Raw genomic sequence first — 26,040 nt, forward strand, 5'->3', positions numbered from 1 at the left:
TCGGGAGCGGATCCTCAGCGCTTCGCGTCGAGCTTGTCGACAGCCTGCACGTTGGCGGCAGAGGGACCGTTCGGATCGAACTCCGAGGCCAGCCAGGCGTCGGCGATCGATTTGGCCAGTTCGGGGCCGATGACGCGCGCACCCATGGTGATGATCTGGGCATTGTTGGATTTCGCAGCGCGTTCCGCCGAATAGGTGTCGTGGGTTAGCGCGGCACGGATTCCGGGCACCTTGTTGGCCGAGATGCTGACGCCGATGCCGGTGCCGCAAAACAGGATGGCGCGGTCGTAATTGCCGTCGACAATTTCGTGGCCGACCGCAGCGGCAATATCGGCGTAGAATCCGGCCTGGCTGAGATCGACGACCTGCAGTTCTGGCTTGGTGGCGAGATGCTTGGCGATGACATCGAGCAGCGGCTTGCCGGCGCTGTCGGCTCCGAGTGCGATCTTCATGGCAATTAACTCCTTCGTTTTCGTGGTCAGCGCGCAATGGCGGCCGATGCCTTTTTGAGAATGTCGATATAGCCTTCCGCTTGCCATGCCGAGCGGCCGATGAACAGCCCATCGATATGCGGCTGGCCGATCAGTTCGGCCGCGTTGCCGGGATTGACGCTGCCGCCGTAGAGCACAAGCGGGGCGGTCGGCAACCGGGTTGCTGCGACCTGCTTGATCAGCGCCTGCTGCTTGTCGGCATAGTCGGCGCTGGCCGGAATGCCTTTCTCGCCGATCGCCCACACCGGTTCATAGGCAAAGAGTATCTCTGCCGACAACTCATTGTTTGCGAGACCCTGCAGCGCGCCCAAAACCTGCGCGGTCAGGATTTCGTCGGCGCGGCCGCCCTCGCGCTCGGCCAGCGTCTCGCCGACACAAATCAAGGGTACGAAGCCGTGCTTGACTGCCGCTGCGGTTTTCAGTCCCACGATCTTGTCCGTCTCGCCAAAATGCTCACGGCGCTCGCTATGGCCGAGTTCGATCAGGTCGAGCCCACAATCCCTCAGCATCACCGGCGAAATCTCGCCCGTCCAGGCACCGGCATCGGCCCAATGCATGTTCTGGGCGCCGACCTTGACGCGGGTGTTGGCGAGCGCCGCCTTGACCTGCCGCACCGCGGTGAAGGGGGGAATGACGAAAGGCTGTATCGCCGGATCGAAGCCCGGCACGAACGCCGCCAATGCCTCGGCGAACTGCAGCGCCTCCGCCAGCGTCTTGTTCATCTTCCAGCTCGTGCCGACCCAATATGGGGCCATTCTTCTCTCCTTCGATCCGAAATTCGAATGATGCGTGTTTCCGGGTCTGCGCCGGCCTTCGGGCCGGCGGTTTGCCTCAAGCGCGAGGCTTGAGACTTTCGCGGCCGCTGTCGATGTAAGGCGCCCAGAAATCCACCGACTCACGGATCATTGCAATAACCTGATGATCGACCGGTTCCCTCTCCCGGAAGGAAAGTTCAAGGCAGATTTCATTGTCGGTTCCGCCACCCGCCCGCACGGCGTCGAGCAGCTTCTGCGGGATGATCCGGCCATCCTTGTTGTAGGCGGCGGTGAACGGCCAGTGCCCGCCCTTGTTCATCGACGATTGCTTGATGTGGATGATCGGCGATTGCAACGGGAACGCTTTCGCCCAGGCATAGGGATCGGTGTCGTCAGGACTGGGCGAGGTCACGTCGCCATGGTCGATGTCGACCATCATCTGCATCGGGATCGGCAGCTTGGCCGCATCGATGGCGCCCTGCAATTCGACGCAGCTTTCGATCGTGTGGCCAAACTCGCGCCCGACCGACATCGGTTCCCAGAAAAGGTAGGTCAGGCCCGCCGCCTTGGCGTGCTCGGCCACTTCGCGCCAGCATTCGAGCGCGATGTCGAGAAGCGCCGCGCGCCGCTGCGGATCGTCAAAATCCTTGTAGGTGAATATGGCGAACTGCGTGCCCATGCCCGACGCGCCGAGTTCGGCGGAGATGTCGGCGAAGGTCTTGAACCAATCGACATAATAGCGGCGCACATCCGCGTCCGGATGGCCGAAATGATTGAGCCGGCCATAGGGACCGGTCATACCCGAAGTGATCCGCACGCCGGTCCGCGCCAGGGCGCTGTTGAACAGGCGAACGAACTTGGCGATCGTTGCCGCCGGCCAGCCCGGATTGACGAATTCATGCGTCAGTTGCACGTCGCGGATGCCGATGCCATAGGCAATGGCGTCGATCAGATCGTCGGGATCGGCGAAGCGATTGACCAGCGGGTTGGTGTTCAGCGAAAGCGTGAAGGCCATCAGTTCACCGCCGCCATTGTCTTTGTGCACCAGTCTTCGAATGTTTTCCGCTCGGCCGCATTGATATGCAGCCCGTGTTTGGTCCGGCGTTCGAGAACGTCGGCGGCGGTCATCGCCCATTCGGTCTCGAACAGGAAGACAGCTTCGAGCTCATAGAAATCCGGGCCGAAACGACGGCCGAGATCGGCTTCGCCTTTTACGCCTTTCAGCAAGGCGCGCGTGCGCGTGCCGTAGCTGCGGGCATAGTGCTTCACCAGCGACGGGCTAAGCCACGAAAACTCGGCGTGCAGATCGCCCAGGAACTGCTGGAAATCCGCGTTGGGCAGGTCGCCTCCCGGCAGGGGAATTTTGGCTGTCCAGGCCTTCTTCATGGTCGGAAAGAAGGGCTGGATCTTTTCCAGCGCATGTTCGGACAGTTTGCGGAAGGTGGTGATCTTGCCGCCGAACACAGAAAGCAGCGGCGCGCCACCGTTCGGGGCGTCGAGTTCGAAGATGTAGTCGCGCGTCACCGCGCTCGGGTTGTCGGCATTGTCGTCATAGAGCGGCCGCACGCCCGAGAAACTGTAGACCACGTCCTGCGCGGTGAGTTGGCGCTTGAAGTAGCGGTTGACCACCTTGATCAGATAATCGATTTCGCTGGCTTCGGCCGCCACTAGCTCAGGCCTGCCTTCATAGGGTATGTCGGTGGTGCCGATCAGCGCCAGATCATTCTCATACGGATTGACGAAAATCACCCGCTTGTCGTTGTTCTGGATCAGATAGGCCTGCCGTCCCTCCCAGAATTTTGGCACGACGATATGGCTTCCTTTTACCAGGCGAACGTTGCGGGTGGAATTCTGTCCGGCGACGCGGCTGACGATGTCATTCACCCATGGCCCGGCCGCGTTGACCAACCCGCGTGCGCGGACCCTCGTCACAGCGCCCGTGCGGCCGTCCTGCATGTCGATCGACCACAGGCCGTCTTCGCGCCAGGCAGCAATACAGGCAGTGCGAGTGAAGACTTTTGCTCCGCGCTGACTGGCATCGAGCGCATTGAGCAGCACCAGCCTGGCGTCATCGACCCAGCAGTCGGAATATTCGAAGCCACGCTTGAATTCGTCCCTGATCGGCGCCCCTTCCGGCGCCGTTCTCAGGTTCAGTGTCCTCGTTCCCGGCAGCAGCTTGCGGCCGCCAAGATGGTCGTAGAGAAACAGCCCGAGCCGCACCAGCCATGCCGGCCGGTCCTCGGGGCTGTGCGGCAGCACGAAACGCATTGGCCAGATGATGTGCGGCGCCGCCTCAAGCAGCACCTCGCGCTCGATCAGCGCTTCGCGCACCAGCCGGAACTCGTAATATTCGAGATAGCGCAGGCCGCCATGCACCAGCTTGCCGGAACGCGAGCTGGTGCCTTGCGCCAGATCGTCCTTCTCGCACAGGATGACCGACAGCCCGCGACCCGCGGCATCGCGCGCTATGCCGGCGCCGTTGACGCCACCGCCGATCACGAAGAGATCGACAATATCCGTTGTATCGCTCAAGACTTAGCTCCTGTGCGGTGCGCCATCGATTTCCACACCGGATGCAGCGCCTGACGCGCCGCGACAAAAGACGGAAACAGCGCATCGTAGGTTTGCGAAAGCGCCTCGTCATAGGCGTCGCATTCGCCCAGAAGCGGCGTCACCCATTCGGCGCAGCAATCATCCATCGAGCGATAAAAGCCGAGCCCGACCGCGGCCATCATCGCCGCACCCGCGGCACCTGCTTCTTGGCGGCTGCTGGTTCTGACCTGCGCGCGGGTTGCCGCGGCGATAATACGGCGCAGCGACGGACTGCGCGCCGCGCCGCCAGACAGGCGGATCTCGCTGGGCATGCTGCCCATGGCCTGGTAGCAATCGCGGGCCGCGAAGGCCAATCCCTCGAGAACGGCGCGCGCCAGATCGCCAAAACCGTGCTTGACCGAGAGGCCGATGAAGCCCGCGCGTGCGTCGGGGTCAACGAACGGTCCGCGTTCGCCGGCGAGCGAGATATAGGGCTGATAGACCAGCGATCCCGGCTCCGATCCTTCGACCCAGACATCGAGCGCTTTCAGCAGCTCGTCGCGCGAAGGTTTTGCGCCGCTGGCGGTCAGCACGTCGCGCGCCAGGCCAAGCAGCCAGTCGATGTTGAGCGTCGCCGCCATATTGGATTGCAGCTGCGCATAGGCGCCCGGAACCGGCATGGCGATCGTGTAGCCGGAGGCATTGTCGTTGAGGACGACATCATCAGGAGTGCGCGCTAGGCGTGTGTGGATGCCGGTCGAGCCGATGACCGTGCAGCCGACATTGCCGCTTGGATCATAGAGGCCGGCGCCGAGCGCGGTGCTGACCATGTCGACGTAGCCCAGCACCACCGGCGTGCCCGCAAGCAGGCCGGTCTCGCCTGCTGCCGACGCAGAAAGCGGATGATGGTCGGTCGTGCCTTCGAGCATGGGGGGCAGCAGGCGGCGGTGCGACGTCAGATCCAGAATGTCGAGCACCTCGTCGGAATAGCTGCGCGCGCGGAAATCGCCGAAGGTGAATGTTCCCTCCGAAGGATCGGTGGCGCGCTCGCCGGTCATCTTGAAATAGAGCCAGTCCTTGCAGTGAAAGGCAGTGGCGGCGCGCTCCAGGATTTCCGGGCTGTTTTTCTTCAGCCAGCTGAGCTGAGCGCCCTGCTGGCAGGCGTTGAGCCCGGTGCCGGTGATCTCGAACCGCGTGCGATCCCGGGGATCGCCGCGCATCTCGTCCACCAGATGTCCGGCGCGCGCATCGAGCCAGAGCCACGCGCGCCCGACCGGCATGCCGTCGCCATCGATCAGCCAGGTGCCGTCGCCCTGCCCGGTGACCGCGACGGCCGCGGTTCGCCGCGCGAGGTCTGGAATTTTCGTCGCCAGATCGAGAACGGTCAGCACCATGTCGCGCCAGGTCTGATTAAGGTCCTGTTCGGCGCCGCCGCCTTCCAGCGTGACGAAGCTGTTGGTCACCGATGCCATGGCGAGCTGCCGCCCCGATAGATCGAAAGCGACCGATTTGATCACGGACGTTCCCGCGTCGATCCCGATCAGCAGGTCTTTCATGCCGCAAGTTCCGGATGGTTATGAAGGCAAGTCACAAGGAGCAGTCTTTGTTGTCTCGAAGCCATGGAAGAGCCAGGGAGTGTCCGCGAAGGACACCCCCTGAGCAGGTTTTTATTCCGACAGCACGAAGGGTGCGGTGTACTTGTCCACATTGTCCTTGGTGATGAGCAGGCAATCGAACAGTTGCTTCTCGCTGGTGGCGCCGGTAGCGCCCGTCTTGATGAACGAGTCGGCCTGCTGCACGGCCTTGGCCGAGAAGATGGCCACCGGCTGAAGCACGGTGTACTGCAGTTCGCCGGACTTGATGGCCGCAACCGCATCCGGGGAGCCGTCAAAGCCGCCGACCTTGATGCCGGCGAGCTTGCCGGCTTCCTTCAGCGCCGCAACCGCGCCAAGCGCCATTTCGTCGTTGCCGCTGATCACCGCGATGATGTCGGGATTGGCCTGCAGCATGCTCTGCATCTTGTCGTGTCCCTGGGTACGATCCCAGTTGGCGACCTGCGAAGCGGCCTTTTCGAGATCCGGATACTGGCTCAGCACAGTCGCGTAGCCGTTCGAGCGCGTGGCGGCGTTGTTGTCCGAGGGGGCGCCGAGCAGTTCGACATACTTGCCCTTTTCACCGACCGCCTGCACCCACTGCTGGGCGCCGAGAGCCGCACCCTGGGCGTTGTTGGAGACGAGCTGTCCCTTGGCAAGACCTTCCTGGTTGATCTCGGCATTGACGAGGAAAACCGGGATGTTGGCGGCAATCGCCTTCTTCACCGCGCCGACCGAACCATCGGCATTGGCCGGGTCGAGGATGATCGCCACCGACTTGTTGGTGATGGCGGTGTCGATCAGATTGCTTTCGGTATTGGTGTCGCCCTTGTGGGCGGCGACGTTGGCTGTATAGCCAAGCTTTTCGGCTTCGGCCTTGGCGACGTTGCCTTCGGTCAGCCAGTAGGGGTTGGCCGGATCGTTGACGATGATCGAGATCAGGCCCGCGGCCGATGCGGCTGCGCTAAACCCGACCACCATCGCGGCGGCAAGCAAACTTCTAAGCACGATTTTCATGTACATTCCTCCAATGATTTTACGCGGTCTTGCTGCCAGTCAGCTGGCAGTCTTCCCTTGGGCAGGATTGGCCGGTTCGGCCTTCCCCCGTTTCTGAGAAGTCGGTTGGCCGCCCGTCGAAGCTGGAAGCTTGCTACGGCGGCGATACTGAACGGCATTGAGGAGCACGGCGAGCACGATGACGGCGCCGGTGAACACTGTCTGCCAGTAGGATGAGATGCCGATGATCACCAGACCATCGGATAGGAAGCCGATGACGAAGGCTCCGAGCAAGGTGCCGCGAATGTTGCCGCGCCCGCCGGTGAGTGCGGCGCCGCCGATGACCACGGCGGCGATGGCCGTCAGTTCGTAGGTGGTGCCGGCGGTCGGCCCGGCCGAGGTCAGCTGCGAGGACAGGATCAGGCCGGCAATGGCGGCGCAGATGCCCGACAGCACATAGACCGAAATCTGCACGGTCTTGACCGGAACGCCGGAGAGTTCGGCGGCGCGCTCATTGCCGCCCGAGGCGTAGAGCCAGCGTCCAAAGGCGGTGCGGTTCAGGACGATGCTGCCGATCAGCGCGATAACCGCCAGCACCACCACGCCGGTCGGCACGCCGAACAGGCGGTTGAAGCCGAGAGCATCGAAACCGGTGTTGCCCAACTCCGGCTTGCCGCCGAGATTGTTGTAGGTCAGGCCGCTGGTCATCAGCAGTGCCAGGCCGCGCGCCATGTACATGACGCCGAGCGTGGCGACGAAGGCCGGAACCTTGAACCGCGCGATCAGCACGCCGTTGATCAGCCCGACAGCGGCGCCCAGCATGCAGGCCAGCACCGCGACCACCCAGACCGGCGGATAGAGAACGACGCCGAGCCAGGTCAGCGTCACGCCTTGCATCAGAAAACCGGCGACGACGCCGGCAAGCCCGAGCGTCGACCCCACCGACAGGTCGATGCCGCCATTGAGGATGACGAGCAGCATGCCGATGGCGAGAATCCCGAAGATGGCGACATGCGAAGCCATGGTCAGGAAATTCGCCACCGAGAGGTAGTAGGGCGACAGGATCGAGAAGACGACAATGATGACGATCAGGGCAAAGAAGGCCCGGCCTTCGAGCAGCAGCTTGGCCACGTCGAAGCCCTCTCCGCCCGCATTGGGGCTGGACTGTTTGCTGGCCTGGCTGACATCGCTCATGGGTCGGGGCTCCGGAAATTCTGTGGTCAGGCGACCACGGCTTCGCCGGAGGCGGCCATGATCTGCTCTTTGGTGGCGTTGGCGCCGAATTCGGCTGAAATCTTGCCGCGCCGCATGACGACGATGCGGTGGGCGATGCTGAGGCACTCATTGACCTCCGAGGTCGAGAAGACGACCGCCAGGCCTTGCGCGGCACGCTCGCTGAGCAAGCGAAAGACTTCGGCCTTCGCACCGACGTCGATGCCGCGGCTCGGCTCGTCGAGAAGGATGACCTTGGGATCTGTCGTCAGCATCTTGCCTATGACGACCTTCTGCTGGTTGCCGCCCGACAGCGATCCGATCATGGCGTTGCCGCCCGCGGTCTTGATGGTCACCTTGCGGATCGAATCGTCGATCAGTGCGCGCTCCCTCTGCCGGGAGAGGAAGAGCCCCTTGGCGAATGCCTCGATGCTGGCAAGCGACAGGTTGCGGCCGACGGTCATGGTCTGAACCAGGCCATCGCGCTGGCGATCCTCGGGGACCAGAACCAGACCTCGGGCGATGCGCTGGGCAATGGTCAGTCCCGAAACGTCCTCACCCTCCAGCAGCGCCCGCCCGCCCGCCATGGGCACACGGCCGGCGACGGCCTCCAGCAATTCCGTGCGGCCCGCGCCCATCAGCCCATAGATGCAGACGATCTCGCCCGCTTTGACATCCAGCGACAGATGATCGACGACGTAGCCTGAACCCGAAGCGTCGGTGACGCTGACATCCTCGATCGACAGCGCCACCGCGCCGAACTCGTGGCCGGTCGGCGGCGAGCCGAGATCGAAATTCTCGCCCACCATGTTGCGGACGATCCATTCGAGGTCGATGTCCTTGGCCTCGGCCGTCGCCGTGATCGCCCCGTCACGCAGCACGACGGCGTAGTCGGTGATCTGCAGCGCCTCTTCGAGGTGATGCGAGATGTAGACGATGGAGACGCCGCGGCTGGTCAGGTCGCGGATCACCTTGAACAGCACTTCGACCTCCGTGGCGCTCAGCGCGGAGGTCGGCTCGTCCATGATCAGGATGCGGGAATCGACCGACAGCGCGCGTGCGATCTCGACGATCTGCTGCTGCCCCAGGCGCAGGTCCTCGACCAGGGTCATCGGATCGATGTCTTCTTCGAGGTCGGCCATCAGCGCCCGCGCCTGGCGCGACTCCTCGGCGAAGTCGAGGCCGGTTCTGGTGCGCAGTTCGCGGCCCATGAAGATGTTGTCGCGAACGCTGAGGTTCGGCGCCAGGCTGAGCTCCTGGTGGATGATCGAAATGCCGCGATCGCGCGCGTCTGAAGACGAGGCAAAGCTGACGAGATTGCCGTCGAGTACGATGTCGCCGGATGTCGGCGTCACCACGCCGGACAGGATCTTCATCAGCGTCGATTTGCCGGCGCCATTCTCTCCGAACAGGGTGGTGACCTTGCCGCGATGGATGTCGAAATTGACGCCCTTGAGCGCGTGGACGCCGCCATACGACATGACGACATTGCGCGCCGAAAGCACGGCATCGCCAGTCGCGGGTTCTGTGCCGGCAGCCATTGTCATTTGACGTCCAGCCTCACCGGTGTGACCAGCCAGCTCTTCGGATTGACCAGCTTGAAGACGCCGACCACCGCTATTGTCTTGCCGGTCAAGGCGCTGGTGTCGACTTTCGCCAGCACCTCCTTCTTCATCTCGTTGTTCAGCGCCGAGCCGGCGTCCTGATACTCGATCTGGTTGGTGAACTGACCAAAGGTGATCTTGCCGGTGGCGTCGCGAAGCTCGGTGCCGTTGATCGCCGGCCCAGTCTGTACGCGGACGGTCAACGTGTCCGGCAAACCGTCGACGGCGACCTTGTAGATGCCCGATTTTCCCTCGCCGACGACGCCGGTGAACTTGACCGAGATGACCGGTCCGACTCCCGCCGGCACGCCATATTCCTTTTCGGCCGTCGCCCTGTCCTTGGCGATCGCCGTCGCCACCGTCGCGGCGTCGGCGGCACGCGCTTCGACATCGGCTTGCACCTTGGGGAATTCAGATTTGCCGTAGTCGGCCGCCGAAAACACGGCGTTGCGGACATCGCCGGCAGAGCCGATCTTGATCACCTTGGTGTCGAGCGCCATGGCGCCGAGCAGAACCACAACCGCGGCGCCGGCAAGCACCCGGCGCAAGCGGGGCGAAGCTTGCCGGGCGGTGGCAGCCTTCGCGCTCATGATGCAACCACCAGCGATTTTCCGTTGTCACGCATTCGAAGTTCCTCCGTTCACGCGGCGCTTCGCGGTCCCGGCTGCATCGTCGAGCTCGACCAGCGCGCGGGCCGTGCATTCGTCGGTGATCAGGCCGCTGAGATAACGGCTTTCGAGTACTGCCTTGATGGCGCGCACCTTCACCTTGCCGCCGGCGACGGCAACGATCCTGCGGCCCTTCAACTGATCCCGCGGAAGCGCCAGTATTCTTTCCGACAGCGCCGTTTCGACCGGACCACCCTTGTCGTCGAAGAAATGCGCCAGCAATTCACCAACGCCGCCGTCCCGCTTGACCTCATCGATTTCGGAAGGCTCGATCATGCCGGTGGCGACCAGCGACGCCTCCCGCTCGGCCGTGCCTATTCCGACGAACATCAGGTCGGACCGGCTGGCGAGAGCGAACACATCGCTGATGCCGCGTTGGCCAAGCAGCACTTCACGGTCCTCGGCGGTATTGGCGACAAAAGGCACCGGCATCACAAAGGCCTGCGCGCCTGTCCGCTCTGCCAGGCGATGCATGACGTCGTGCGGGTTGGCGGCGAATTTGCGCGTCACGCCGCCAAGCAGCGAGACGAAACGGATGTGAGCAGCAGTTGCGCGCGTCAGATATTCGACGCTGGCGGCAAGCGTGCGGCCATGGCCGACGCCGATCAGCATGTCTTCGCCGCGATCGATTTCGCGCTTCAGGAACTGGGCGCCTGCAATGCCCAGCCCCTTCAGCGGCAGTTCGTCCTGATCGAGATCGGGAACCACCTCGCAATAGTGGAGCCCAAAGGCGGCGATCAGGCGCTGTTCCAGGTCGACGCATTCGGCGACGTCGCCGTCGATGAAGACCCTGACCAGACCTTCCTGGTTGGCCTTGGTGATCAGCCTATGCGCCTTGAGGCTGGTCAGGCCAAGCCGCTTGGCCACCTGGGCCTGGGTCAGACCACCGGCATAGTGCAGCCAGGCCGCGCGCGTGGCGAGGCTGGATTCATGGTCGCGGTTTGCGCTTCCGCCGGAATTCAAGCCATCCCCTCCCCAGGGTGATAATATTATCTTTGTGTGCAAAAATTTTCATACCTTTGCACCGCTGTCAATCCCTCCGCAGATGGTTGCCTCAGCCGACGTTCCGCAGCCAACGCGAGCCTATTAGAAGGTAAGCATATAATATGACCATACGGTAGTGTTAATTTAACGTCAATTTGTGTTACCGTATCCAGTGACAGCATGAGCCCGTAGGCGCCGGCAAATCCCAATCCGGGTGCAAAATGGGAAGGTGATGCACACGGCGCAACAAGGGCAAATCGATCGGATTGCCTCAGGAAAAGCTAGGCGTCGGCGATCAAGCGATCAGTCCAGCCGCATCAGGTTCCTGCCCTCGAGCTCGACAACAGCGGATTCGACCTCCCGCGTGAGGCGCTCGGTGCTCCACCCCAACGCCCGCCCCGCGATCGCGGCAATCTCCTGCAGGTCGCGGCTCGTCAGCGAGCCGCCTATCGCCAACGTGCTGCGGCGCATAACGACATCGGCCAGATGTTCGACGAATTCGTTGCGCACGATGTAGTCGATTTCCGCCTTGCCGTAGCCGTCCGAGTCCGGCAGACGACGACCCTCATCATCCGACCCGTGCCTGGCGATCTCAACGGCTCTGGTCCCGTAGCGCGACAGCAATTGGTCAAGGCGCCTTTCCCCGGCGCCTGTTGCCTGCTGTGCCTTAGCCAGCCAGTCCGCGCGCGCGGCGGCATTGGCCGGAAAATTCCTCCCGCCGCCGATCGGCATGGCTCGCGTCGTCACCTTGCGGCTGCGCTGCAGGCGCTTGAGTACCGTGTCAGCGACTTCCTCGGCAAAGCCGCGGAACGTCGTCCATTTGCCGCCGACCAGCGAAATGACTGCAAAGGGCCTGTTGCCGTCCGGCTCGGCGACCGGCGCTGAATGATCGCGGCTGATCAGCCCTGGTGTCGACGCCTCGGACGTCGGCAGCGGCCGGATGCCGCTATAGGCGTAGACGATCTGGTCGCGCTCGAACGCCATGCCCGGCAGCAGCGTTCGCACGCTGTCGAGCAGATAGTCGACTTCTTCGGGTTCGCAGCGGACCGCGTCCGGATTGTCGGCCTTGATGTCGGTCGAGCCGACCAGCGCCAGGCCGAGATAGTCGTAGACCAGGCAGATGCGGCCGTCATCGGCCTCGAAATAGAGCATGCGCCCGGCGAGGCTTTTGACCAGTTCGTCATGCCTTAACAGGATATGCGAGCCCTTGGTGCCGCCGATCATCTTCGATGGAGCACCAAGCAGCGCGTTGACGTCGTCGATCCACGGACCGGCGGCGTTCACCACCAGCTTCGGCCGCACCGAAAAGGCCGCGCCGTTTTCCGGCTGGAATGTGAGCACGCCATTGGCTGAAGCCGCCAGTGTCGTGTAGTTGGCACCGGCAGACGCCGCGTGAGCCTGCAAGCCGTCGAGGATCAGTTCCAGCACCAGCCTTTCCGGGTGACTTATCTTGGCGTCGTAGTAGGTGCCGGTGGCGACGATCGCCGGATTGAGCGCCGGCATCTCAACAAGCGCCTGCCGCCGCCCGACCATGCGGTGGCGCGGCATGACCTGGTTTCGTGAACCGTAGAAATCGTAGATCATCAAGCCGATCTTGATCAGTATGGCGCCGCGGCTGCGCGGCGCGCTGGTCGAGCCGAACAGCGTTCGCAACGCCGCGAGCATGCCCTTGCTCCACGAGAAGATCGGGATGACGGTCGGCAGCGGGCTGACATAGTGCGGCGCGTTTTGAAGAAGCAGATTGCGTTCGAGCGTCGACTGCGCCACCAGCCCGAACTCGCCGGTCTCGAGATATTTCAAGCCGCCGTGGATGAGCCTCGACGGCGCGGCACTGGTGCCCGAGCCGAAATCCGCCTTTTCGACGATCAGGCAGCTGACACCTTGCGCGCACAGATCGCGAAACAGCCCAGCCCCGTTGATGCCGGCGCCAAGAATGACGACGTCGACTTCGCCGGTCCCGGCCATCGCGGCGAGACGCCCGGCGGGATTGTCCGCCCCGGCTCCATCTGCTGGGTTCATGGCGCCTTCGTCTTGACGATGCGCAACTTCACCCCCGCCCGTTCGAGGCTCTGCGCCTGCGCATCGCCCAGGCCCTCGGTCACCAGCACGGCGTCGAAACTGGTCAGATCGTCGAAGACATGCAGCGCGATCCGGTCGAATTTTGCGTGGTCGACCAAAAGGATGCGCTTCACGGAGGCGGTCATCATCGCCTGCTTGACCCGCACGACATTCGGATCCTGGATGAAAGCCGTGGTTCCGGTGACGGCCGAAGCCGAACAGATCAGCACATTGGCGCGCAACTGCGCCACGGCGTTCTCGCAGACGATGCCGATATAGGCATTGTAGGTGCCGTGATACTGGCCGCCGAGGCAGATGAAATCGATATCGTCCACATTGATCAATTGGCCCGCCGTCGAGACGCTGTTGGAAATGACGGTCAGCGGCTTGACGTCGAGCAGCAGCGTCGCGACCGCGTTTGCCGTCGATGAATCGTCCAGCATCACCACCTGGCCGGCCTCGATATAATCCAGTGCCGCCCGCGCCAGTGCATCCTTCTCGGCTCGATTGACGGTCACCCGGTAGCGGAAAGCGCTCTCGTAGAGGCCGGAAGGCTGGACCGTCACCGCACCGTGCAGCTTGCGCAGCACGCCCTGCTGCGCCAGCCGGTCGATATGCCGGTGGATGGTCATGCGCGACACGCCGAAATGCTCGACCAGATCATCGATGCGCACCTGGCCGAGCTTGATCACATAATCGGCGATCTCTTCGCGTCGTTCGTCGGCCTTGATCATGCGTTTACCCCCGCCAGCCTTTCGATATCAGGCCAATGCGACTTCAGCTGCTCGGCTATGCGGCAGTAGAGCGAAAACCGCTCATTGAACACAGCACTGGAGGCGGGCACGGTTTGGTACGTCCGCTCCGTCATGCCGACCTGCCTGGCGCCCTCTTGCGGCGTCTTGAACAAGCCGACCGCAGCACCTGCGCAAAGCGCGGCACCGAGGGCCGCGGTCTCATCCGTCGAGGTGACGGTGACCGGGGCGTTCAGCACGTTGGCAAACATCTGGACGAAAGCAGGATTGCGCGAACCGCCGCCGGTCAGGCGGATCTCGCTGACGGCAAAGCCGTCGCGCAAAGCCTCGACATGGGTGCGGTGATTGAAGGCGATGCCTTCCAGAACCGCCTTCAGCATGTCGCCGCGATTGTGCCAGCCATGCAGGCCGACAAAGCTGCCGCTGGCCAAATCGCCATAGGGAGAGCCGAACAGATAGGGATGAAACAGGATGGTCGAAGGCTTCTTCAACGCCGCGTCGATCTCTCCCGCCAGCAATTCGTGGAGCGAGCCGCCATCCGCGTTTGTCCTGTCTTGCTCCAAGCGACAGAAAGTGTCGAGAAACCAGTCGTAGTTCGCGGTCGAGGCCGGCGAGATCGACATGTTGTTCCAACGCCCCGCATCGATGGCGTTGCGGCAGAACCAACGTCGGTCGACGCGCGGTTGCGAAGAGACGACTTCGTTGATGGAATACGTGCCGGCGACGATGGCGAGCACGCCGTCTTCATGGCCGCCCATGCCAAGCGCCGAGGCGGCCACGTCGTGCAGGCCGCAGGCGACCGGTGTTCCCCTGCGAAGGCCGGTCCTTTCGGCGGCATCGGCTGTGACTTGACCGGCGATGTCAGCGGAATGCGCCACCGGCGGCAGCGCGTTGAACAGATCCTCCAACCCGAAGATGCGCAGCGCTTCAGGCGCATAGGCTTGCGTGCGAAAATCCGTGAATGAAGTGCTGGCCTCCGTGCGGTCGGTCCCGATCGTGCCGGTCAGGCAAAAGCGCAGCCAGTCCTTGCAGGCCAGCACATGGCCGATGCGGCCATAGCGATCAGGATCGTTCTGCTTAAGCCACGCCAGCAGCGCCGACGGCGCCGAAACATGCGGCGTCTGGCCTGTCGTCGCCAGTGCATCGGTGAAAACGGTACCGGCGGACCACCTTTCGACAATGTCGCCGGCGCGGCTGTCGAGCGACAGGATGCCTGGTCCCAAAGGCTGACGATCATGATCGAGCAGATAGAGACCATCGCCATGCGCGGTCGCCGCCACCGCCTTGATGTCTTCCGCCGGCCTGCCGGAGAGCGCGATCGCCTCCTTGATGGCGTCGGCTGTTGCTTGCCACAGGCCTGACATGTCGCGCTCCACCCAGCGCGCGTGGGGCATCGATTGCGGCACCCGGCGACGGGCCACGGACAATTGCGTGCCGTCGGCATCGAAGATGACCGCCTTGGTGACCGTGAGGCCGTTATCGATTCCGAGCAGGCTGGGCATGATCACCGCCTCTTTCAGCAACTGGCGATTGCTACAGGGCGATCCTGCAGTCTGATGCAAGGGCGAAACACATGGCGACAACCCCGATTGAGCAAGGGGGACAAACGGCAAAAGCACCTCGCCGCAACAAAGAACTCATACCTTTATGTGAATTTAACGTCAACATACGCGACAAAAAGGCTTCGGCGCCAGGGAGCCACGGATGGATCTCGCGGTTGCCAGGCGACGCGTAATCAGCTGCTAAGGCCGTCACGGATGGCGCTGAAATAGCGGTCGGTTCCAACCTGCCCGCCCTTGAGTGCCACCTCCAGCCCATCGATCGCCTTGACGCGCGAGTGAGCGACGCAAAGCGGCGAGCCCGGCGACGCCGGCAACGGCATCCGCACGGTCAGCGCATCGACACCCATCTGGCCGAGCGCGTGGCTCGACGTATCGCCGCCGGCAACGACCACGCGCTGCAACTTCTGCTCGATGGTCAGCGCGCGAAGCAGTTCGCCGAGGCCCCGCCCGAGCTTGTGGCGGGCGCCTTCCTGGCGGTCGATGTCGCCCCCCCTATCGGCCGCGGGTCCAAGGGCCGTGTAGAGAACGACGCTGCGTCCGCCTTCCAGGCTGGCGCGACCGGCTGCTGCTGCGCGTGCGATCGCATCTCCGGAAGCTTCGGAGACCAGTTCGACGGGATCGACCTCGATGCCGTCGAAGCCGTCAGTCAAAGCGTGACGGATCTGTCGTTCGGTCGTCGACGAACAACTGCCCGAGACGACCGCGATCCGGTCGGCGGCACCCGGCGGCGAAAATTCTGGTTCAGCTCTGACTGTCCCGTTCGACACCCATTCGGCCAGCAGCGCATATTCGATCCCCGACGAGCCGACGACGAACGAACCGCCCGGCTTGCGGGCGCGCCATATCTCCTTGCCGGCAAGCGCCTGCGTCTCGAGGCTGTCGACATCGACAAGTACGATGTCGGTGCCCTTTGCGAGCAAGCGGTCGAAGGCTTCCGAGCGCGACGCCGACTGCAACGTCGCGAGATCGACCAGCCCCGACGTGAGCTCCGTCTGCCGCGACAGATGGATCAGCAGGTCGGATTCATCCATCGGCGTCGTCGGGTGGCGGCTCATCACCGGATGGCGGTCGATGCGGAAATACTTTTCACGATAGGCCGCGAATAGATGACCGAAGGCAGTGTAACGCTTGAGTTGCGGCGCCCCGACCAGCAGCGGCACGCTGTCCTGCGCGAAGACCGAGCGGCCGATCTCGATCGCCCGGCCGATGCTGCCGATCGCCGGGCTGGAATCGAAGGTCGAGCAGACCTTGTAGTGACAGATCGCGGCATTCAGCGTCTTCAGCCAAGCGAAGGCATCGCTCAGATGCGTGTCCATCCATTGCGGCGTCTCGCTGCGGCTGGTGCCGGCCAGGCCAATGGCGCGGCAATGGCTGAACTGCTCAACCATGGCCGCGTCCGGCTGGCGCATGAACAGCACGGTCGGGACGCCGCCGAGTTCGAGCGCTTCCATGACGTCGGTCGAGCCGGTGAGGTCGTCGCCATAATAGCTGAGAAGCAGGTCTTGCATTGCTTCAGGCCGCTTTGCCGTCGCCGAATTTTTCGATCGACCGCGCCAGCTCCGGATGGCTCAAGGCGAAATCCGCCAGCGGAATGCCGTCGACCGCCGCCTGCCAGGCTTGCTGCACGGCACGCACCCCGGCGCCCGGTCCATCCGGATGGCTGACGATGCCGCCGCCGCACAGATAGAGCAGATCGACCGTGCGGCCGGTCCGTTCATAGGTCTCGGGCGCTTGCCCGCCCCATTGGCCGGAGCCCGCCACAGGCAAGGCGCAATCCTCAGGCGCAAAAATCGGCGTCGTCACCGCCTTGAAGGACTCGACGAAAGACGCGTCCGGCTCCCAGTATTTCGATTGGATGCCGTTGATCTGGAACTGGTCGACGCCGAGCAGCCGCCAGAACTGTTGCCAGACCTTGAAGTCCATGCCGAGGCCGGGATGGCGGGTAAGAATGTCCCAGCCGTTGCGATGGGCATGCAGCACCAGGCTGGAGCGTTTTCTAAGAAACGCCATGCCACCGAAGCCTATCGAATTGATGTTGACCACCGCGCAATTGCCGCCCGCCTTGGCCACCAGATCGTGGTTGCGCATCATCTCGTCCGGGTCGGCATGCGAGATGCCGAAGGCATACATCACCTTCTTGCCGGTCCTCTGCTCGTGGTCGAGGATCAGCGGCATGATTGCCTTCACCCGCTCAGCCAGCGGCGAATAGGCCGGGCTCATCAGCTTCTCGTCGTCCTTGATGAAATCGACGCCGGCGGCGATCAGCTCCCCCACCATTGCGGCGGTCTCGTGTGGCCGAAGCCCCAGCGCCGGCTTGACGATGGTGCCGATAATCGGTCGGTCCGCAACACCTGTCAGCCTGCGGCTGCCGGCGACGCCGAACTGCGGACCCGGATGGGCGCCACTGAATTCCCCCGGCAATTTCATGTCGACGACGCGAATGCCGGACAGGCCCTTGATCGAATAGGCGCCGCCGATGGCAATCGTCATCAGCGCCGACAGGTCGGTCCCGATGGCATCGAATGGAAAGGCGATGTCGACATCCGCGCGCTTGAACGGCCCGTCACCGGCCTCGGGAAGCGATGGCCTGTCAGCCTCAGGCAAATGCCGAATGGTCAGGACACGCGCGGCCACCCGGGCTTTCAGTTCCTCGGTCTCACCGGGCAGCGCGACGAAGGTTCCAGTCGACTGGTCGCTGGCGATCTTGGTCGCCAGCGCCTCGATGCTACCTGACGTTTCGATGCGGTAGGTGAGCGTGATCATGGTTCGTTGTCTGAGGCCGCGGAGGTTCGAAATTAGTTCCTTGATCGTCAGAATCTGGTATAATGAGTACATAAGCTTTGCAAGCAATATCCTGTCTTGCGGCTATGGCCGATCGGGGCGACAGCCATTCCGGGAACAGCTGCGGCAGTGCTAGATAGACACAGGTCAAGGGAGTGATTCGCGACGATGAACCGTTCGGAGCCGATCGTCCGGCGCAAACTTTCCGACGAAGTTTTTTTGCGGCTGAAGCGCCTGATCACCAGCGGAGAATTGACGCCGGGCGACGACATGCCGTCGGAGCGCGAGTTGATGGAGCGCTTCGAGGTCGGCCGTCCCGCGATCCGCGAGGCGATGCAGGCGCTGAGCAATATGGGCCTCGTCGCGATCTCGCATGGGGAACGCGCCAAGGTGCTGCAGCTGACCGCCAAGTCGATCATCAAGCAGGTCGACGGCGCAGCCAAGATCATCCTGTCGTCGTCGAAGGACACGCTGGAGCACCTGAAAACGGCGCGCATCTTCTTCGAGCGCGGCATGGTCAGGGAAGCCGCCGAAAATGCCACTGCCGAGGACGTTGAGCAGCTGCGGGCCACAATTGCCGAACAGCGTGGCTTTCGCGGCGATTCCGAGGCTTTCATTTCAGCCGACATGAAGTTTCACACCCAGATCGCGGCCATTTCAGGCAACCCGATCTATATCGCCGTCAGCGAGGCGATGCTCGGTTGGCTGAAGGAATATCACACCGAAATGCTGATCTGGACCGGCAAGGAACAGTTCACGCTGACCGAGCATGAAGAGATCATCGGCCGCATCGAGAAGAAGGATGCCGACGGCGCCGAGAAGGCGATGATCAAGCACCTCGAGCGCTCGCGCGCGCTTTATGTGATGAACTCCGGCAACTGATTCAGCCGATCCGCGTGATCGCGTAAGGGGTCATCACCAGTTGGCCTCGGCCAAACGCTGAGATGTCGACCGTCACGTCGTTCGCCGTCAGGTTCGCCAGCCACGCCACGGTCTTGCCCGAAGCGGAGCGGCCGGCCAGCGCCAGCACCTTCGTCTGATCGCTCGTCCTTGCCGCCACATGCGCAAGGCCGGCCAGTTCGCAAAGCCCCTTGATGGCACCGAAGATCGGCCGAGGCGATCCTTCCGCGACGGGTTCGCCGGATGCTGCGAGCACGCCGAACGGTCCGGCGAAGCCGGAGAGCGTGAGCAGTTCCAGCCCGGCCGACGCGACACGCGCGGCATAGCCGATCGCCCATGCGGCTGCGAAGAGGCCGGCATGGCGAGGGTCGCGATCGGCCATGGCGATGCGCTGTCCCTCGGGATTGGGTTTGGTCGCGCCCCCGTAGGGGTTCTGGCGCATGGCGATCGTCGACGGACCGATGCGGTAAGGCTTTGCCCCGAAGATTGCCCGCGCCGACGCGGTGATGAAGGGCAGCGCCTCCAGCGACTGCATGACGCTGAGATCGTCGGCGGCGTGCACGATCGGGCACGTGCAGTGAGTGATGAAATCGAGCAGGCCCGCCGGCACGCGCTTGCGGTTGAGCTCGGTGAAATAGCTGAACATGCCGCCGCCAAGCTTGATACCCGGAAAGGCGCGACGGGCAGCGGCATAGACGTCTTCCAGCGGCGGACAGTCCGGCCACGCGCTGCCCGGCGGCGTCGACTGCCGGTCGACCGAAGGCGAGACGGCAATGGCCGAGAGTTTTAGTCCGGCCTGCCGCACCAGGTTCGCGACGGCTGAAAGTTCAGCGTCGAGATCGCCCGCGCAGGCAACGACGCATTCGAGTGTGGTGCCGACTGGATAGGCAGCAGTGAGCCTTGCATAAGACCGCAATGCTTCGAGACCGTGGCCGCGCGTCGGATCGTAGTGGAAGACAAGTTGCTGCGGGCCGAGCTCAGTCAATGTCGAAAGGTTTGCGAGCGCTGCTTCGACCTCATCCGGGTAGATGATCACGCCGAGATCCGGCAACCTCTGCCCGGCCTCACCGAGCTCGACACGGACCGGTTCGGCGCTTGCTGCGCCAGCCGGCATCTTCCCCTCGCCGGTGATGCGCAGGCTGACCGTCTGGCTTACAGTTTGGCCGGCCGGCAGCACATAGGGCCATGGCAGCGCCAGCGGCCGCACATAGGTCTTGTATGACGCGTCCGACCAGTTACGCTGGTCCTCCATCTCCAAAGTGTCGCCCTCCATCCGGCATTCGGCAGTGATGCCCGGCCGGACCTCATGGGTGATCGCGCGCAAATCCTTGAAAGGCTGCCAGGGATCGATCAGCAGTGGCAGTTTCGTCGCCACCACGCTGCCGTCGGTATGCTCGACCGTGACCGGGCTGCCGGCGAGGCCGGCGATCGGATGCAGGACGCAAAAACCGCAGCGATTGGTCTCGAAATCGCTTTCAGGGACCGCGCTGACGTCGAACACTAGGTGACCGTTGGCGGAGCCCTTGATCGTAGCGCGAAAGTCGAGCCGGCTTCCGCCCGGCGCTAAGCAAGTTGCGGAGTAGCTGACGGAGAAGCTGTCGGCGTCCTGATCGACGGCAAGGTCCGTCAGCGCCGGTTCATAGGTGCCCCAGTCGCGGTCGCGCACGATGTAGGCGATGGCGCGCAACACTTCGATGCCACCGTAACGGATGGTGCGCAGGTTGCCGTTGACAAAGTCGGCGCTGAGCAGACCGGCATTCAGCCTGACCGGCTCCGCCTCGACGGCATGCGTACCGTAGAGGAGGAAGGCGTCGGCTGTCATGTCAGCAAGCCATCCAGGTGGACAGGTTCGTGGCTCGCGGCGCCCAGATAGGCCGCCTCGACCAGCGCGAATGTCTTGAGGTTGTCGGCGCCCGAGGTCGCCGGCTCGGTTCCCTTTGCCAGGCAGTCGACCCAGTGCTGCTGGATGGCGACGACGCTCTCCTGGATGTTGTGCCATGGGCGCGATGCCCAGGCGAGTACGGGCGGCGAAACGTCGGTGATCTTCGTGCCGCTCCTGCCGGTGACGGTGAGCCGATATCCCTGCGCCAAGCGGATCGTGCCGTCGCTGCCGTCGATCTCGATCAGCGTTTCGGGAAACGGTTCGGTGGCGAGCTTCGTCGCGTAGCTACAGTCGACCACTGACGTCGCCCCGCTCTTGTGGTCCATCAGCATCGTCGCGACATCTTCGCCCGCGATGCCGGGGTTGATGCGCGCGGTTCGCGTCGTGATCGTCGACACGTCGCCCAGTAGAAAACGGGCGATGTCGAGACTGTGGATACCGAGGTCCTCGATGATGAAGCGCTTTCCCTTGGCGAGATAGGGCTGGCCGGAAAACACGTCATAGGCAGAGCGGAAGGAGATGCGCCCGAAGAACGGCGTGCCGATCTCGCCGCTGTCGAGCACGGCACGCACCGCCTGGATCGCCGACTGCCAGCGAAAATTCTCATGCACCATCAGCGGTACGCCGGCTTCCACGCAGGCCCTCACCATCGCCTTGGCGTCGGCAAGCGTCGGCGCGAACGGCTTTTGGCAAATCACCGGCACACGGTGCAGCGCCGCCATCTCGACCAGCGGACGATGGCTGGGAACGGTAGTGGCGATATCGACGAAGTCGAGGCATTCGCTTGCAAACATCTCCGCCGCGTCGGTGTAGCGCTTCGCAATGCCGAACTGGTCGCCGATGATGCGCAGCCGCTCCGGGTCGCGGTCGCAAATGGCGACCATCGCGGCGCCTTCAATGTCGCGCCAGGCATGCATCTGGTTGATGGCAAAGAAGCCGCAGCCGATGAGCCCTCCCCGCAACTCCGCCATGCTCAGCCTGCCTTTGCCATCTGCATCAGCGTCACCCGGCTCTGCAGCCGGCGCTGCGCCTGGTCGACGACGACGGCGACGATGATGACAAGGCCCTTGATCACCATCTGCCAGAAGGAACTCACGCCCATCATCACCAACCCGTCCGAAAGAATGCCGATGACGAAGGCGCCGACAATGGTGCCGCCGATCGTGCCGCGCCCACCCGACATCGAGGTGCCGCCGAGCACCGCCGCCGCAATGGCGTTGAGCTCGAAACTTTCGCCTGTTGCCGGGTGCGAGGCCATCAGTTCGGACGAGATGATCAGGCCGACGATCGCCGCGCAGAAGCCGGAGAACATGTAGACGAACATTTTCACCATGTTGACACGAACGCCCGAAATTCGCGACGCCCGTTCATTGCCGCCGACGGCGAAGATGTGGCGGCCGAGCGGGGTGTATTTGGCGAGGTAGGCCGCCGCCAGCGCAACGACGATCAGTATCCAGATCGCCACCGGCAGGCCGAGCAGCCGCCCGGCGCCGAGGAAACCAAACCCGGTGGTGCCAAGCTCTGGCTTGCCGACGAGGTTGGGGAAGGTGCGGCCGTCCGACGACAGCAACGCCAGGCCGCGCGCGACATAGAGCACGCCGAGCGTGGCGATGAACGGCGCGACGTTCAGCCTGGTGATCAGCAGTCCGTTGACGGCGCCGATCAATATGCCGACCGCCAGCGTGATCAGCGCGATCTCGACGACGTTGAAATAGACGGTGTAGCCGAATTGCAGGTCGATGCCGTTGAGCACGAGGTAGCCGGCGACCATGCCGCACAGGCCGACGATCGAGCCGACTGAGAGATCGATGCCGCCGGTGATGATGACGAAGGTCATGCCCATGGCGAGGAAGGCGTTCAGCGCCACATGTTTCGACATCAGGATCAGATTGGCGGTCGACAGGAAATTCGGCGCCGCGATCGAGAAGAAGATCAAGACGGCGATCAGCGCGATGAAGGTCCTCGCCTTCATCAGCGTCAGCAGCAGCGAGCCGCTCGAGACGGAGGAGACAGCCGCCTTGGCCGGGATGTCAGTCATGGGCGCTTTTCTCCGTGTGCGGGGTCGGTCCGTGGCCAAGTGCCGAGGCGGCGACAAGGGCTGCCTCCGTCGCCTCGGAGCGATCGAACATGCCCGTCAGTTTTCCATTGCTCATCACCGCGATGCGATCGGACAGCGCCATCACCTCATCGAGATCCGAGGTGGCGAACAGAATACCGAGCCCATCGCGCGATAGTTTGCGCATGGTGCGGAAGACGTCGGCCTTGGCGCCGACATCGATGCCACGGCTGGGCTCATCCATCAGCAGCACCTTCGGCCCGGTGAGCAGCGCCTTGCCGATCACCACCTTTTGCTGGTTGCCGCCCGACAGCGATGAGACCTCCTGCGCCGGGTCGGCGACCTTGATCGCCAGTTCCCGCACCATCTGCGTCACCGCCTGCTTCTCGTGGCCGCCGCGAATGTGAAACAGGCGGACAAAACGCGACAGGCTGGCCAGTGTCAGATTGCTCGCGACGGACAGGATCGAGACTAGCCCTTCGCGTTGGCGGTCTTCGGGGATCAGCGCCAGCCCGCGCCGGATACGCCGCGTCGTGTCGCGCTCCTTGACCTTTTTGCCGGCGATGAAGATCGCGCCGGTCGCCTGGCCATGGCGGCCCATGATGCAGTCGAACAGCTCGCTCCGCCCGGCGCCCATCAGGCCGTATATGCCGAGGATCTCGCCGGCGCGCAGCGACAGCGAGACGTGATCGACCGCCAGCCCGCCGGTCGCGCGCGGCAGGCAGATGTCCTCGGCGCGGAATATCTCTTCGCCGGGAACATGGCCGTCGGCCTTGGCGAAATCCTTGGCGTCGGAGCCGATCATCTGCCGCACGATCCACCGGGTGTCGACGTTTTTCATCTCCTCCTGGCCGGTGATGTGCCCATCGCGCAGCACGGTGATGTAGTCGCCGATGCGGATCAGTTCTTCCAGCCGGTGCGAGATGTAGACGATCGCCACGCCGCGCGACTTGAGGTCGGCGATCACCTTGAACAGGATCTCGACTTCCGCCGCACTCAGCGCCGAGGTCGGCTCGTCCATGATCAGGATGCGTGCATCGAGCGAGACCGCCTTGGCGATCTCGACCAGCTGCTGCTGGCCGATGCGCAGATCCTCGACCAGCATGTCCGGCCTTATCCCGGCCTGCAGCCGTTCGAGAAATTGCGCCGCGCGACGCTCCTGTTCCTTGCGGTCGATCTTGCGGAACCGGTTGGTGATCTCGCGCGTGGCGAAGATGTTCTCGGCGACGGTCATATTGCCAAACAGGTTCAGCTCCTGGAACACCATGCCGATGCCGCGGTTCACCGCGTCGCCCGAGGACGAGAAGGAGACCTCCTCCCTTTCCAGGAGGATCCGGCCGAGCGTCGGCTGTTCGACGCCGGCGATAATCTTCATCAGCGTCGATTTGCCGGCGCCGTTTTCGCCGACCAGCACATTGACCGCCCCCTTGCGTACCTCGAAATTCGCGCGCTTGACCGCGACGGTGCCGGAATAGACCTTGGAGACGTCCTCCAGCTTCAAGACGACATCGTGAGCAACCGCAGCGCTCATGGCTTCGGCCCGATTTCTGCCTCCGCCGGCGTCACCAGCGGCAGGTCCTGGCCGCTCTCGAGCGTATAGGCGCCGAGAACCTTGGCGGTCCGACCTTCCAGCGCGTCACGCGGCAGTTTGGCAAGCACGGCCTTGACGGCATAGGCGTTGAACGCCTTGCCCAACTGGGCAAAGTCGATCTGATTGGTAAAATCGTTGAACTGGATGAAATCGAGGCTGTCGCGCAGCGCGGTTCCGCGCATCGCCGGCCCGATTTGCACCCGCGCATCGGCCTTGCCGTCGCCGTCGACATCGACATCCATGGTCGCTGCCCGCGACTGCGTGTTGGCGGCGATGATCTTGCCCTCGACGCGAACCGCGAAGGTCCAGGGCGAATTCGCCTGCTTGTTCGGATTGCCATATTTGGCGCCGGCGGAAGCAGGACCGGTTTTCGCCAGAGCGTGGACTTGCGCAAACGGTCCGGCCTTTTTTTGGAGATATGGCACGACCTTCGCGGCCCAGATCTCCTCGACCATCTTGTCCGGATTGAAGGCGGCGGCGCTGCCGCTGTCCCCCGAGGGCGTCGGCAGGATCTTGCAGGCGGTCAGGCTGATGCCGACTGCAACGACAAGGATCGGCCAGTTCGGCTTGTTGTTCAGCATGATGGTTTGTTGTTCAGCATGGTGGTCGGCACCCACGGAAAATGGCGACGAGGGACGACCCTTGGGTCGCCCCTCGCTATTCATGTCACGCCGGCTCAGTTGGTCAGCGCAAACGTTTCCAGCTTGGCAGCATTGTCACCATTGACCAAGACGCAGTCCATCAGCTGCTTTTCCTTGGCCGGCGACTTCTTGTTCTTGATGAAGTCGTTGGCCTGCTCGACCGCCATCTGCGCCTGCGCATAAGCCGGCTGCAGGACGGTTGCCTTGATGCCGCCCGCGGTGATGGAGTCGCGCACGTCGTTGGATCCGTCGAAGCCGACGACGATGACGTCCTTGCGGTTTGCCGCGACCAGCGCCGCATAAGCGCCCATCGCCATCGTGTCATTGCCGGAGATGACGCCCTTGATATCCGGGTTGGCCTGCAGGATCGATTCCATCTTGGAATAGGCTTCCGTCTGGCTCCAGTTTGCCGATTGCTGGGCGACCATCTTCAGATCCGGATAATCGTCGATGACGTCATGATAGCCCTTCGAGCGAATGCCGGCATTGGTGTCGGATTCCTTGCCGACCAGCTCGACGAAATTGCCCTTCTCGCCCATCAGCTTGACGAATTCCTGCGCGCCGAGCTGGGCGCCCTGGTAGTTGTTGGAGACGATCTGAGCCACGGCGACGCCGGTGGCGTTGATCTCGCGATCGATCAGGAACGACGGCACGCCCGCGTCCTTGGCCTTCTGCACGGCAGCGACGGTGGCGTCGGCGCCGGCATTGTCGAGGATGATCGCCTTGGCGCCGCGACCGATCGCCGTGTCGATCAATTCGGACTGCTTGTTGGCGTCGTCATCATGGACGAGCACAAGCGCTTCGTAGCCGAGTTCCTTGGCCTTGGCTTCGGCGCCGACGGCTTCCGCCTTGAAGAACGGATTGTCGTGCGAGGGCGTGATGATGGCAATGAGGTCGGCCGCGTAGGCGGGCGCCGCCGTGCCAAGCGCCAGCATGCCGGCAAAAGCCGCAAGTGCCATTCTGCGTGTGAGTTTCATGATGTC

The 26,040-nt window shown here is 63.3% G+C and carries 22 protein-coding genes; 1 reads left to right on the forward strand and 21 read right to left on the reverse strand.

Translation table 11 applies throughout. The annotated features are described in order from the left end of the window. Positions 1–14: 14 nt before the first annotated feature. The 15 genes from derI to oiaX form a co-directional block, all read right to left on the reverse strand. Entirely contained in the window at positions 15–452 is a 438-nt protein-coding gene (gene derI / locus NKJ80_RS14775; RefSeq protein ID WP_023672592.1) for a D-erythrulose-4-phosphate isomerase, read from the reverse strand. Positions 453–478: 26 nt separating this feature from the next. Further along, positions 479–1,246, reverse strand: a complete 768-nt coding sequence (locus tag NKJ80_RS14780; RefSeq protein WP_023701685.1) for a triose-phosphate isomerase — start codon at positions 1,244–1,246, stop codon at positions 479–481. 76 nt (positions 1,247–1,322) lie between these two features. Then, positions 1,323–2,261, reverse strand: coding sequence for a sugar phosphate isomerase/epimerase family protein (locus NKJ80_RS14785; protein WP_023701686.1), 939 nt, complete (start codon positions 2,259–2,261; stop codon positions 1,323–1,325). Beyond that, on the reverse strand, positions 2,261–3,778 hold the full coding sequence (locus tag NKJ80_RS14790) for a glycerol-3-phosphate dehydrogenase (RefSeq protein WP_352497802.1): 1,518 nt from the start codon (positions 3,776–3,778) through the stop codon (positions 2,261–2,263). Before NKJ80_RS14790 ends, NKJ80_RS14785 begins: the two co-directional genes overlap by 1 nt. Beyond that, positions 3,775–5,334 (reverse strand): FGGY-family carbohydrate kinase, encoded by a 1,560-nt coding sequence (locus tag NKJ80_RS14795; RefSeq protein ID WP_023672596.1) that lies wholly within the window; start codon positions 5,332–5,334, stop codon positions 3,775–3,777. The genes NKJ80_RS14790 and NKJ80_RS14795 overlap by 4 nt, the downstream gene beginning before the upstream one ends. 111 nt (positions 5,335–5,445) lie before the next feature. Next, positions 5,446–6,387: a D-ribose ABC transporter substrate-binding protein gene (locus tag NKJ80_RS14800; protein ID WP_081726801.1), complete on the reverse strand. Its 942-nt coding sequence runs from the start codon at positions 6,385–6,387 to the stop codon at positions 5,446–5,448. A 39-nt stretch (positions 6,388–6,426) separates the two neighbouring features. Further along, positions 6,427–7,560 (reverse strand): ABC transporter permease, encoded by a 1,134-nt coding sequence (locus NKJ80_RS14805; RefSeq protein WP_023681691.1) that lies wholly within the window; start codon positions 7,558–7,560, stop codon positions 6,427–6,429. A gap of 26 nt (positions 7,561–7,586) precedes the next feature. Continuing rightward, complete coding sequence (locus NKJ80_RS14810; RefSeq protein ID WP_352497803.1) at positions 7,587–9,125, reverse strand: sugar ABC transporter ATP-binding protein; 1,539 nt, start codon at positions 9,123–9,125, stop codon at positions 7,587–7,589. After that, entirely contained in the window at positions 9,122–9,772 is a 651-nt protein-coding gene (locus NKJ80_RS14815; protein WP_023714401.1) for a DUF2291 family protein, read from the reverse strand. The genes NKJ80_RS14810 and NKJ80_RS14815 overlap by 4 nt, the downstream gene beginning before the upstream one ends. A 27-nt stretch (positions 9,773–9,799) precedes the next feature. Continuing rightward, the gene (locus tag NKJ80_RS14820) at positions 9,800–10,813 is read right to left on the reverse strand and encodes a sugar-binding transcriptional regulator (protein ID WP_023701690.1); all 1,014 of its coding nucleotides are present in this window, start codon (positions 10,811–10,813) and stop codon (positions 9,800–9,802) included. Positions 10,814–11,137: 324 nt separating this feature from the next. Continuing rightward, positions 11,138–12,853: a glycerol-3-phosphate dehydrogenase/oxidase gene (locus NKJ80_RS14825; protein WP_023753379.1), complete on the reverse strand. Its 1,716-nt coding sequence runs from the start codon at positions 12,851–12,853 to the stop codon at positions 11,138–11,140. Continuing rightward, positions 12,850–13,626 carry a DeoR/GlpR family DNA-binding transcription regulator gene (locus NKJ80_RS14830; RefSeq protein WP_031194761.1) on the reverse strand — a complete coding sequence of 259 codons (777 nt, stop codon included), beginning with the start codon at positions 13,624–13,626 and terminating at the stop codon, positions 12,850–12,852. The genes NKJ80_RS14825 and NKJ80_RS14830 overlap by 4 nt, the downstream gene beginning before the upstream one ends. Next, on the reverse strand, positions 13,623–15,146 hold the full coding sequence (locus NKJ80_RS14835; RefSeq protein ID WP_023829897.1) for an FGGY-family carbohydrate kinase: 1,524 nt from the start codon (positions 15,144–15,146) through the stop codon (positions 13,623–13,625). Before NKJ80_RS14835 ends, NKJ80_RS14830 begins: the two co-directional genes overlap by 4 nt. A 233-nt stretch (positions 15,147–15,379) precedes the next feature. Beyond that, positions 15,380–16,714: a four-carbon acid sugar kinase family protein gene (locus NKJ80_RS14840; protein ID WP_023829896.1), complete on the reverse strand. Its 1,335-nt coding sequence runs from the start codon at positions 16,712–16,714 to the stop codon at positions 15,380–15,382. 4 nt (positions 16,715–16,718) lie between these two features. Next, a complete protein-coding gene (gene oiaX, locus NKJ80_RS14845) occupies positions 16,719–17,969 on the reverse strand; it encodes a 3-oxo-isoapionate-4-phosphate decarboxylase OiaX (RefSeq protein WP_023701694.1) in 1,251 nt (416 codons plus the stop codon). A 186-nt stretch (positions 17,970–18,155) separates the two neighbouring features. On the opposite strand from oiaX, the gene NKJ80_RS14850 reads away from it, so the two are divergent. Continuing rightward, positions 18,156–18,869 (forward strand): transcriptional regulator NanR, encoded by a 714-nt coding sequence (locus NKJ80_RS14850; RefSeq protein WP_023672607.1) that lies wholly within the window; start codon positions 18,156–18,158, stop codon positions 18,867–18,869. 1 nt (position 18,870) lies between these two features. On the opposite strand, the gene apnL is transcribed toward NKJ80_RS14850, so the two are convergent. The 6 genes from apnL to NKJ80_RS14880 form a co-directional block, all read right to left on the reverse strand. After that, entirely contained in the window at positions 18,871–20,709 is a 1,839-nt protein-coding gene (apnL, locus tag NKJ80_RS14855; RefSeq protein WP_023829895.1) for a D-apionate lactonase, read from the reverse strand. Further along, a complete protein-coding gene (locus NKJ80_RS14860) occupies positions 20,706–21,740 on the reverse strand; it encodes a Gfo/Idh/MocA family protein (RefSeq protein ID WP_352497804.1) in 1,035 nt (344 codons plus the stop codon). Before NKJ80_RS14860 ends, apnL begins: the two co-directional genes overlap by 4 nt. 2 nt (positions 21,741–21,742) lie before the next feature. Continuing rightward, positions 21,743–22,807, reverse strand: a complete 1,065-nt coding sequence (locus NKJ80_RS14865) for an ABC transporter permease (protein WP_023688190.1) — start codon at positions 22,805–22,807, stop codon at positions 21,743–21,745. After that, on the reverse strand, positions 22,800–24,356 hold the full coding sequence (locus NKJ80_RS14870; protein ID WP_352497805.1) for a sugar ABC transporter ATP-binding protein: 1,557 nt from the start codon (positions 24,354–24,356) through the stop codon (positions 22,800–22,802). Before NKJ80_RS14870 ends, NKJ80_RS14865 begins: the two co-directional genes overlap by 8 nt. Further along, positions 24,353–24,997: a DUF2291 family protein gene (locus NKJ80_RS14875; protein ID WP_352497806.1), complete on the reverse strand. Its 645-nt coding sequence runs from the start codon at positions 24,995–24,997 to the stop codon at positions 24,353–24,355. The genes NKJ80_RS14870 and NKJ80_RS14875 overlap by 4 nt, the downstream gene beginning before the upstream one ends. A gap of 95 nt (positions 24,998–25,092) precedes the next feature. Next, complete coding sequence (locus tag NKJ80_RS14880) at positions 25,093–26,034, reverse strand: D-ribose ABC transporter substrate-binding protein (protein ID WP_352497807.1); 942 nt, start codon at positions 26,032–26,034, stop codon at positions 25,093–25,095. Between the last annotated feature and the right edge of the window lie 6 nt (positions 26,035–26,040).

Source organism: Mesorhizobium sp. M0030 (genome assembly GCF_040323695.1).
Lineage (GTDB): Bacteria > Pseudomonadota > Alphaproteobacteria > Rhizobiales > Rhizobiaceae > Mesorhizobium.

What these genes read in the sequence shown, in the direction of transcription:
- NKJ80_RS14810 (WP_352497803.1), bottom strand. Translation starts at nt 9,125, where the DNA reads ATGACAATGGCTGCCGGCACAGAACCCGCGACTGGCGATGCCGTGCTT.
- NKJ80_RS14835 (WP_023829897.1), bottom strand. Translation starts at nt 15,146, where the DNA reads ATGCCCAGCCTGCTCGGAATCGATAACGGCCTCACGGTCACCAAGGCG.
- NKJ80_RS14850 (WP_023672607.1), top strand. Translation starts at nt 18,156, where the DNA reads ATGAACCGTTCGGAGCCGATCGTCCGGCGCAAACTTTCCGACGAAGTT.
- derI (WP_023672592.1), bottom strand. Translation starts at nt 452, where the DNA reads ATGAAGATCGCACTCGGAGCCGACAGCGCCGGCAAGCCGCTGCTCGAT.
- NKJ80_RS14825 (WP_023753379.1), bottom strand. Translation starts at nt 12,853, where the DNA reads ATGAACCCAGCAGATGGAGCCGGGGCGGACAATCCCGCCGGGCGTCTC.
- NKJ80_RS14800 (WP_081726801.1), bottom strand. Translation starts at nt 6,387, where the DNA reads ATGAAAATCGTGCTTAGAAGTTTGCTTGCCGCCGCGATGGTGGTCGGG.
- NKJ80_RS14785 (WP_023701686.1), bottom strand. Translation starts at nt 2,261, where the DNA reads ATGGCCTTCACGCTTTCGCTGAACACCAACCCGCTGGTCAATCGCTTC.
- NKJ80_RS14875 (WP_352497806.1), bottom strand. Translation starts at nt 24,997, where the DNA reads ATGCTGAACAACAAGCCGAACTGGCCGATCCTTGTCGTTGCAGTCGGC.
- NKJ80_RS14840 (WP_023829896.1), bottom strand. Translation starts at nt 16,714, where the DNA reads ATGCAAGACCTGCTTCTCAGCTATTATGGCGACGACCTCACCGGCTCG.
- NKJ80_RS14830 (WP_031194761.1), bottom strand. Translation starts at nt 13,626, where the DNA reads ATGATCAAGGCCGACGAACGACGCGAAGAGATCGCCGATTATGTGATC.
- NKJ80_RS14870 (WP_352497805.1), bottom strand. Translation starts at nt 24,356, where the DNA reads ATGAGCGCTGCGGTTGCTCACGATGTCGTCTTGAAGCTGGAGGACGTC.
- NKJ80_RS14860 (WP_352497804.1), bottom strand. Translation starts at nt 21,740, where the DNA reads ATGGCGGAGTTGCGGGGAGGGCTCATCGGCTGCGGCTTCTTTGCCATC.
- NKJ80_RS14815 (WP_023714401.1), bottom strand. Translation starts at nt 9,772, where the DNA reads ATGAGCGCGAAGGCTGCCACCGCCCGGCAAGCTTCGCCCCGCTTGCGC.
- NKJ80_RS14865 (WP_023688190.1), bottom strand. Translation starts at nt 22,807, where the DNA reads ATGACTGACATCCCGGCCAAGGCGGCTGTCTCCTCCGTCTCGAGCGGC.
- NKJ80_RS14805 (WP_023681691.1), bottom strand. Translation starts at nt 7,560, where the DNA reads ATGAGCGATGTCAGCCAGGCCAGCAAACAGTCCAGCCCCAATGCGGGC.
- oiaX (WP_023701694.1), bottom strand. Translation starts at nt 17,969, where the DNA reads ATGATCACGCTCACCTACCGCATCGAAACGTCAGGTAGCATCGAGGCG.
- NKJ80_RS14880 (WP_352497807.1), bottom strand. Translation starts at nt 26,034, where the DNA reads ATGAAACTCACACGCAGAATGGCACTTGCGGCTTTTGCCGGCATGCTG.
- NKJ80_RS14780 (WP_023701685.1), bottom strand. Translation starts at nt 1,246, where the DNA reads ATGGCCCCATATTGGGTCGGCACGAGCTGGAAGATGAACAAGACGCTG.
- NKJ80_RS14795 (WP_023672596.1), bottom strand. Translation starts at nt 5,334, where the DNA reads ATGAAAGACCTGCTGATCGGGATCGACGCGGGAACGTCCGTGATCAAA.
- apnL (WP_023829895.1), bottom strand. Translation starts at nt 20,709, where the DNA reads ATGACAGCCGACGCCTTCCTCCTCTACGGTACGCATGCCGTCGAGGCG.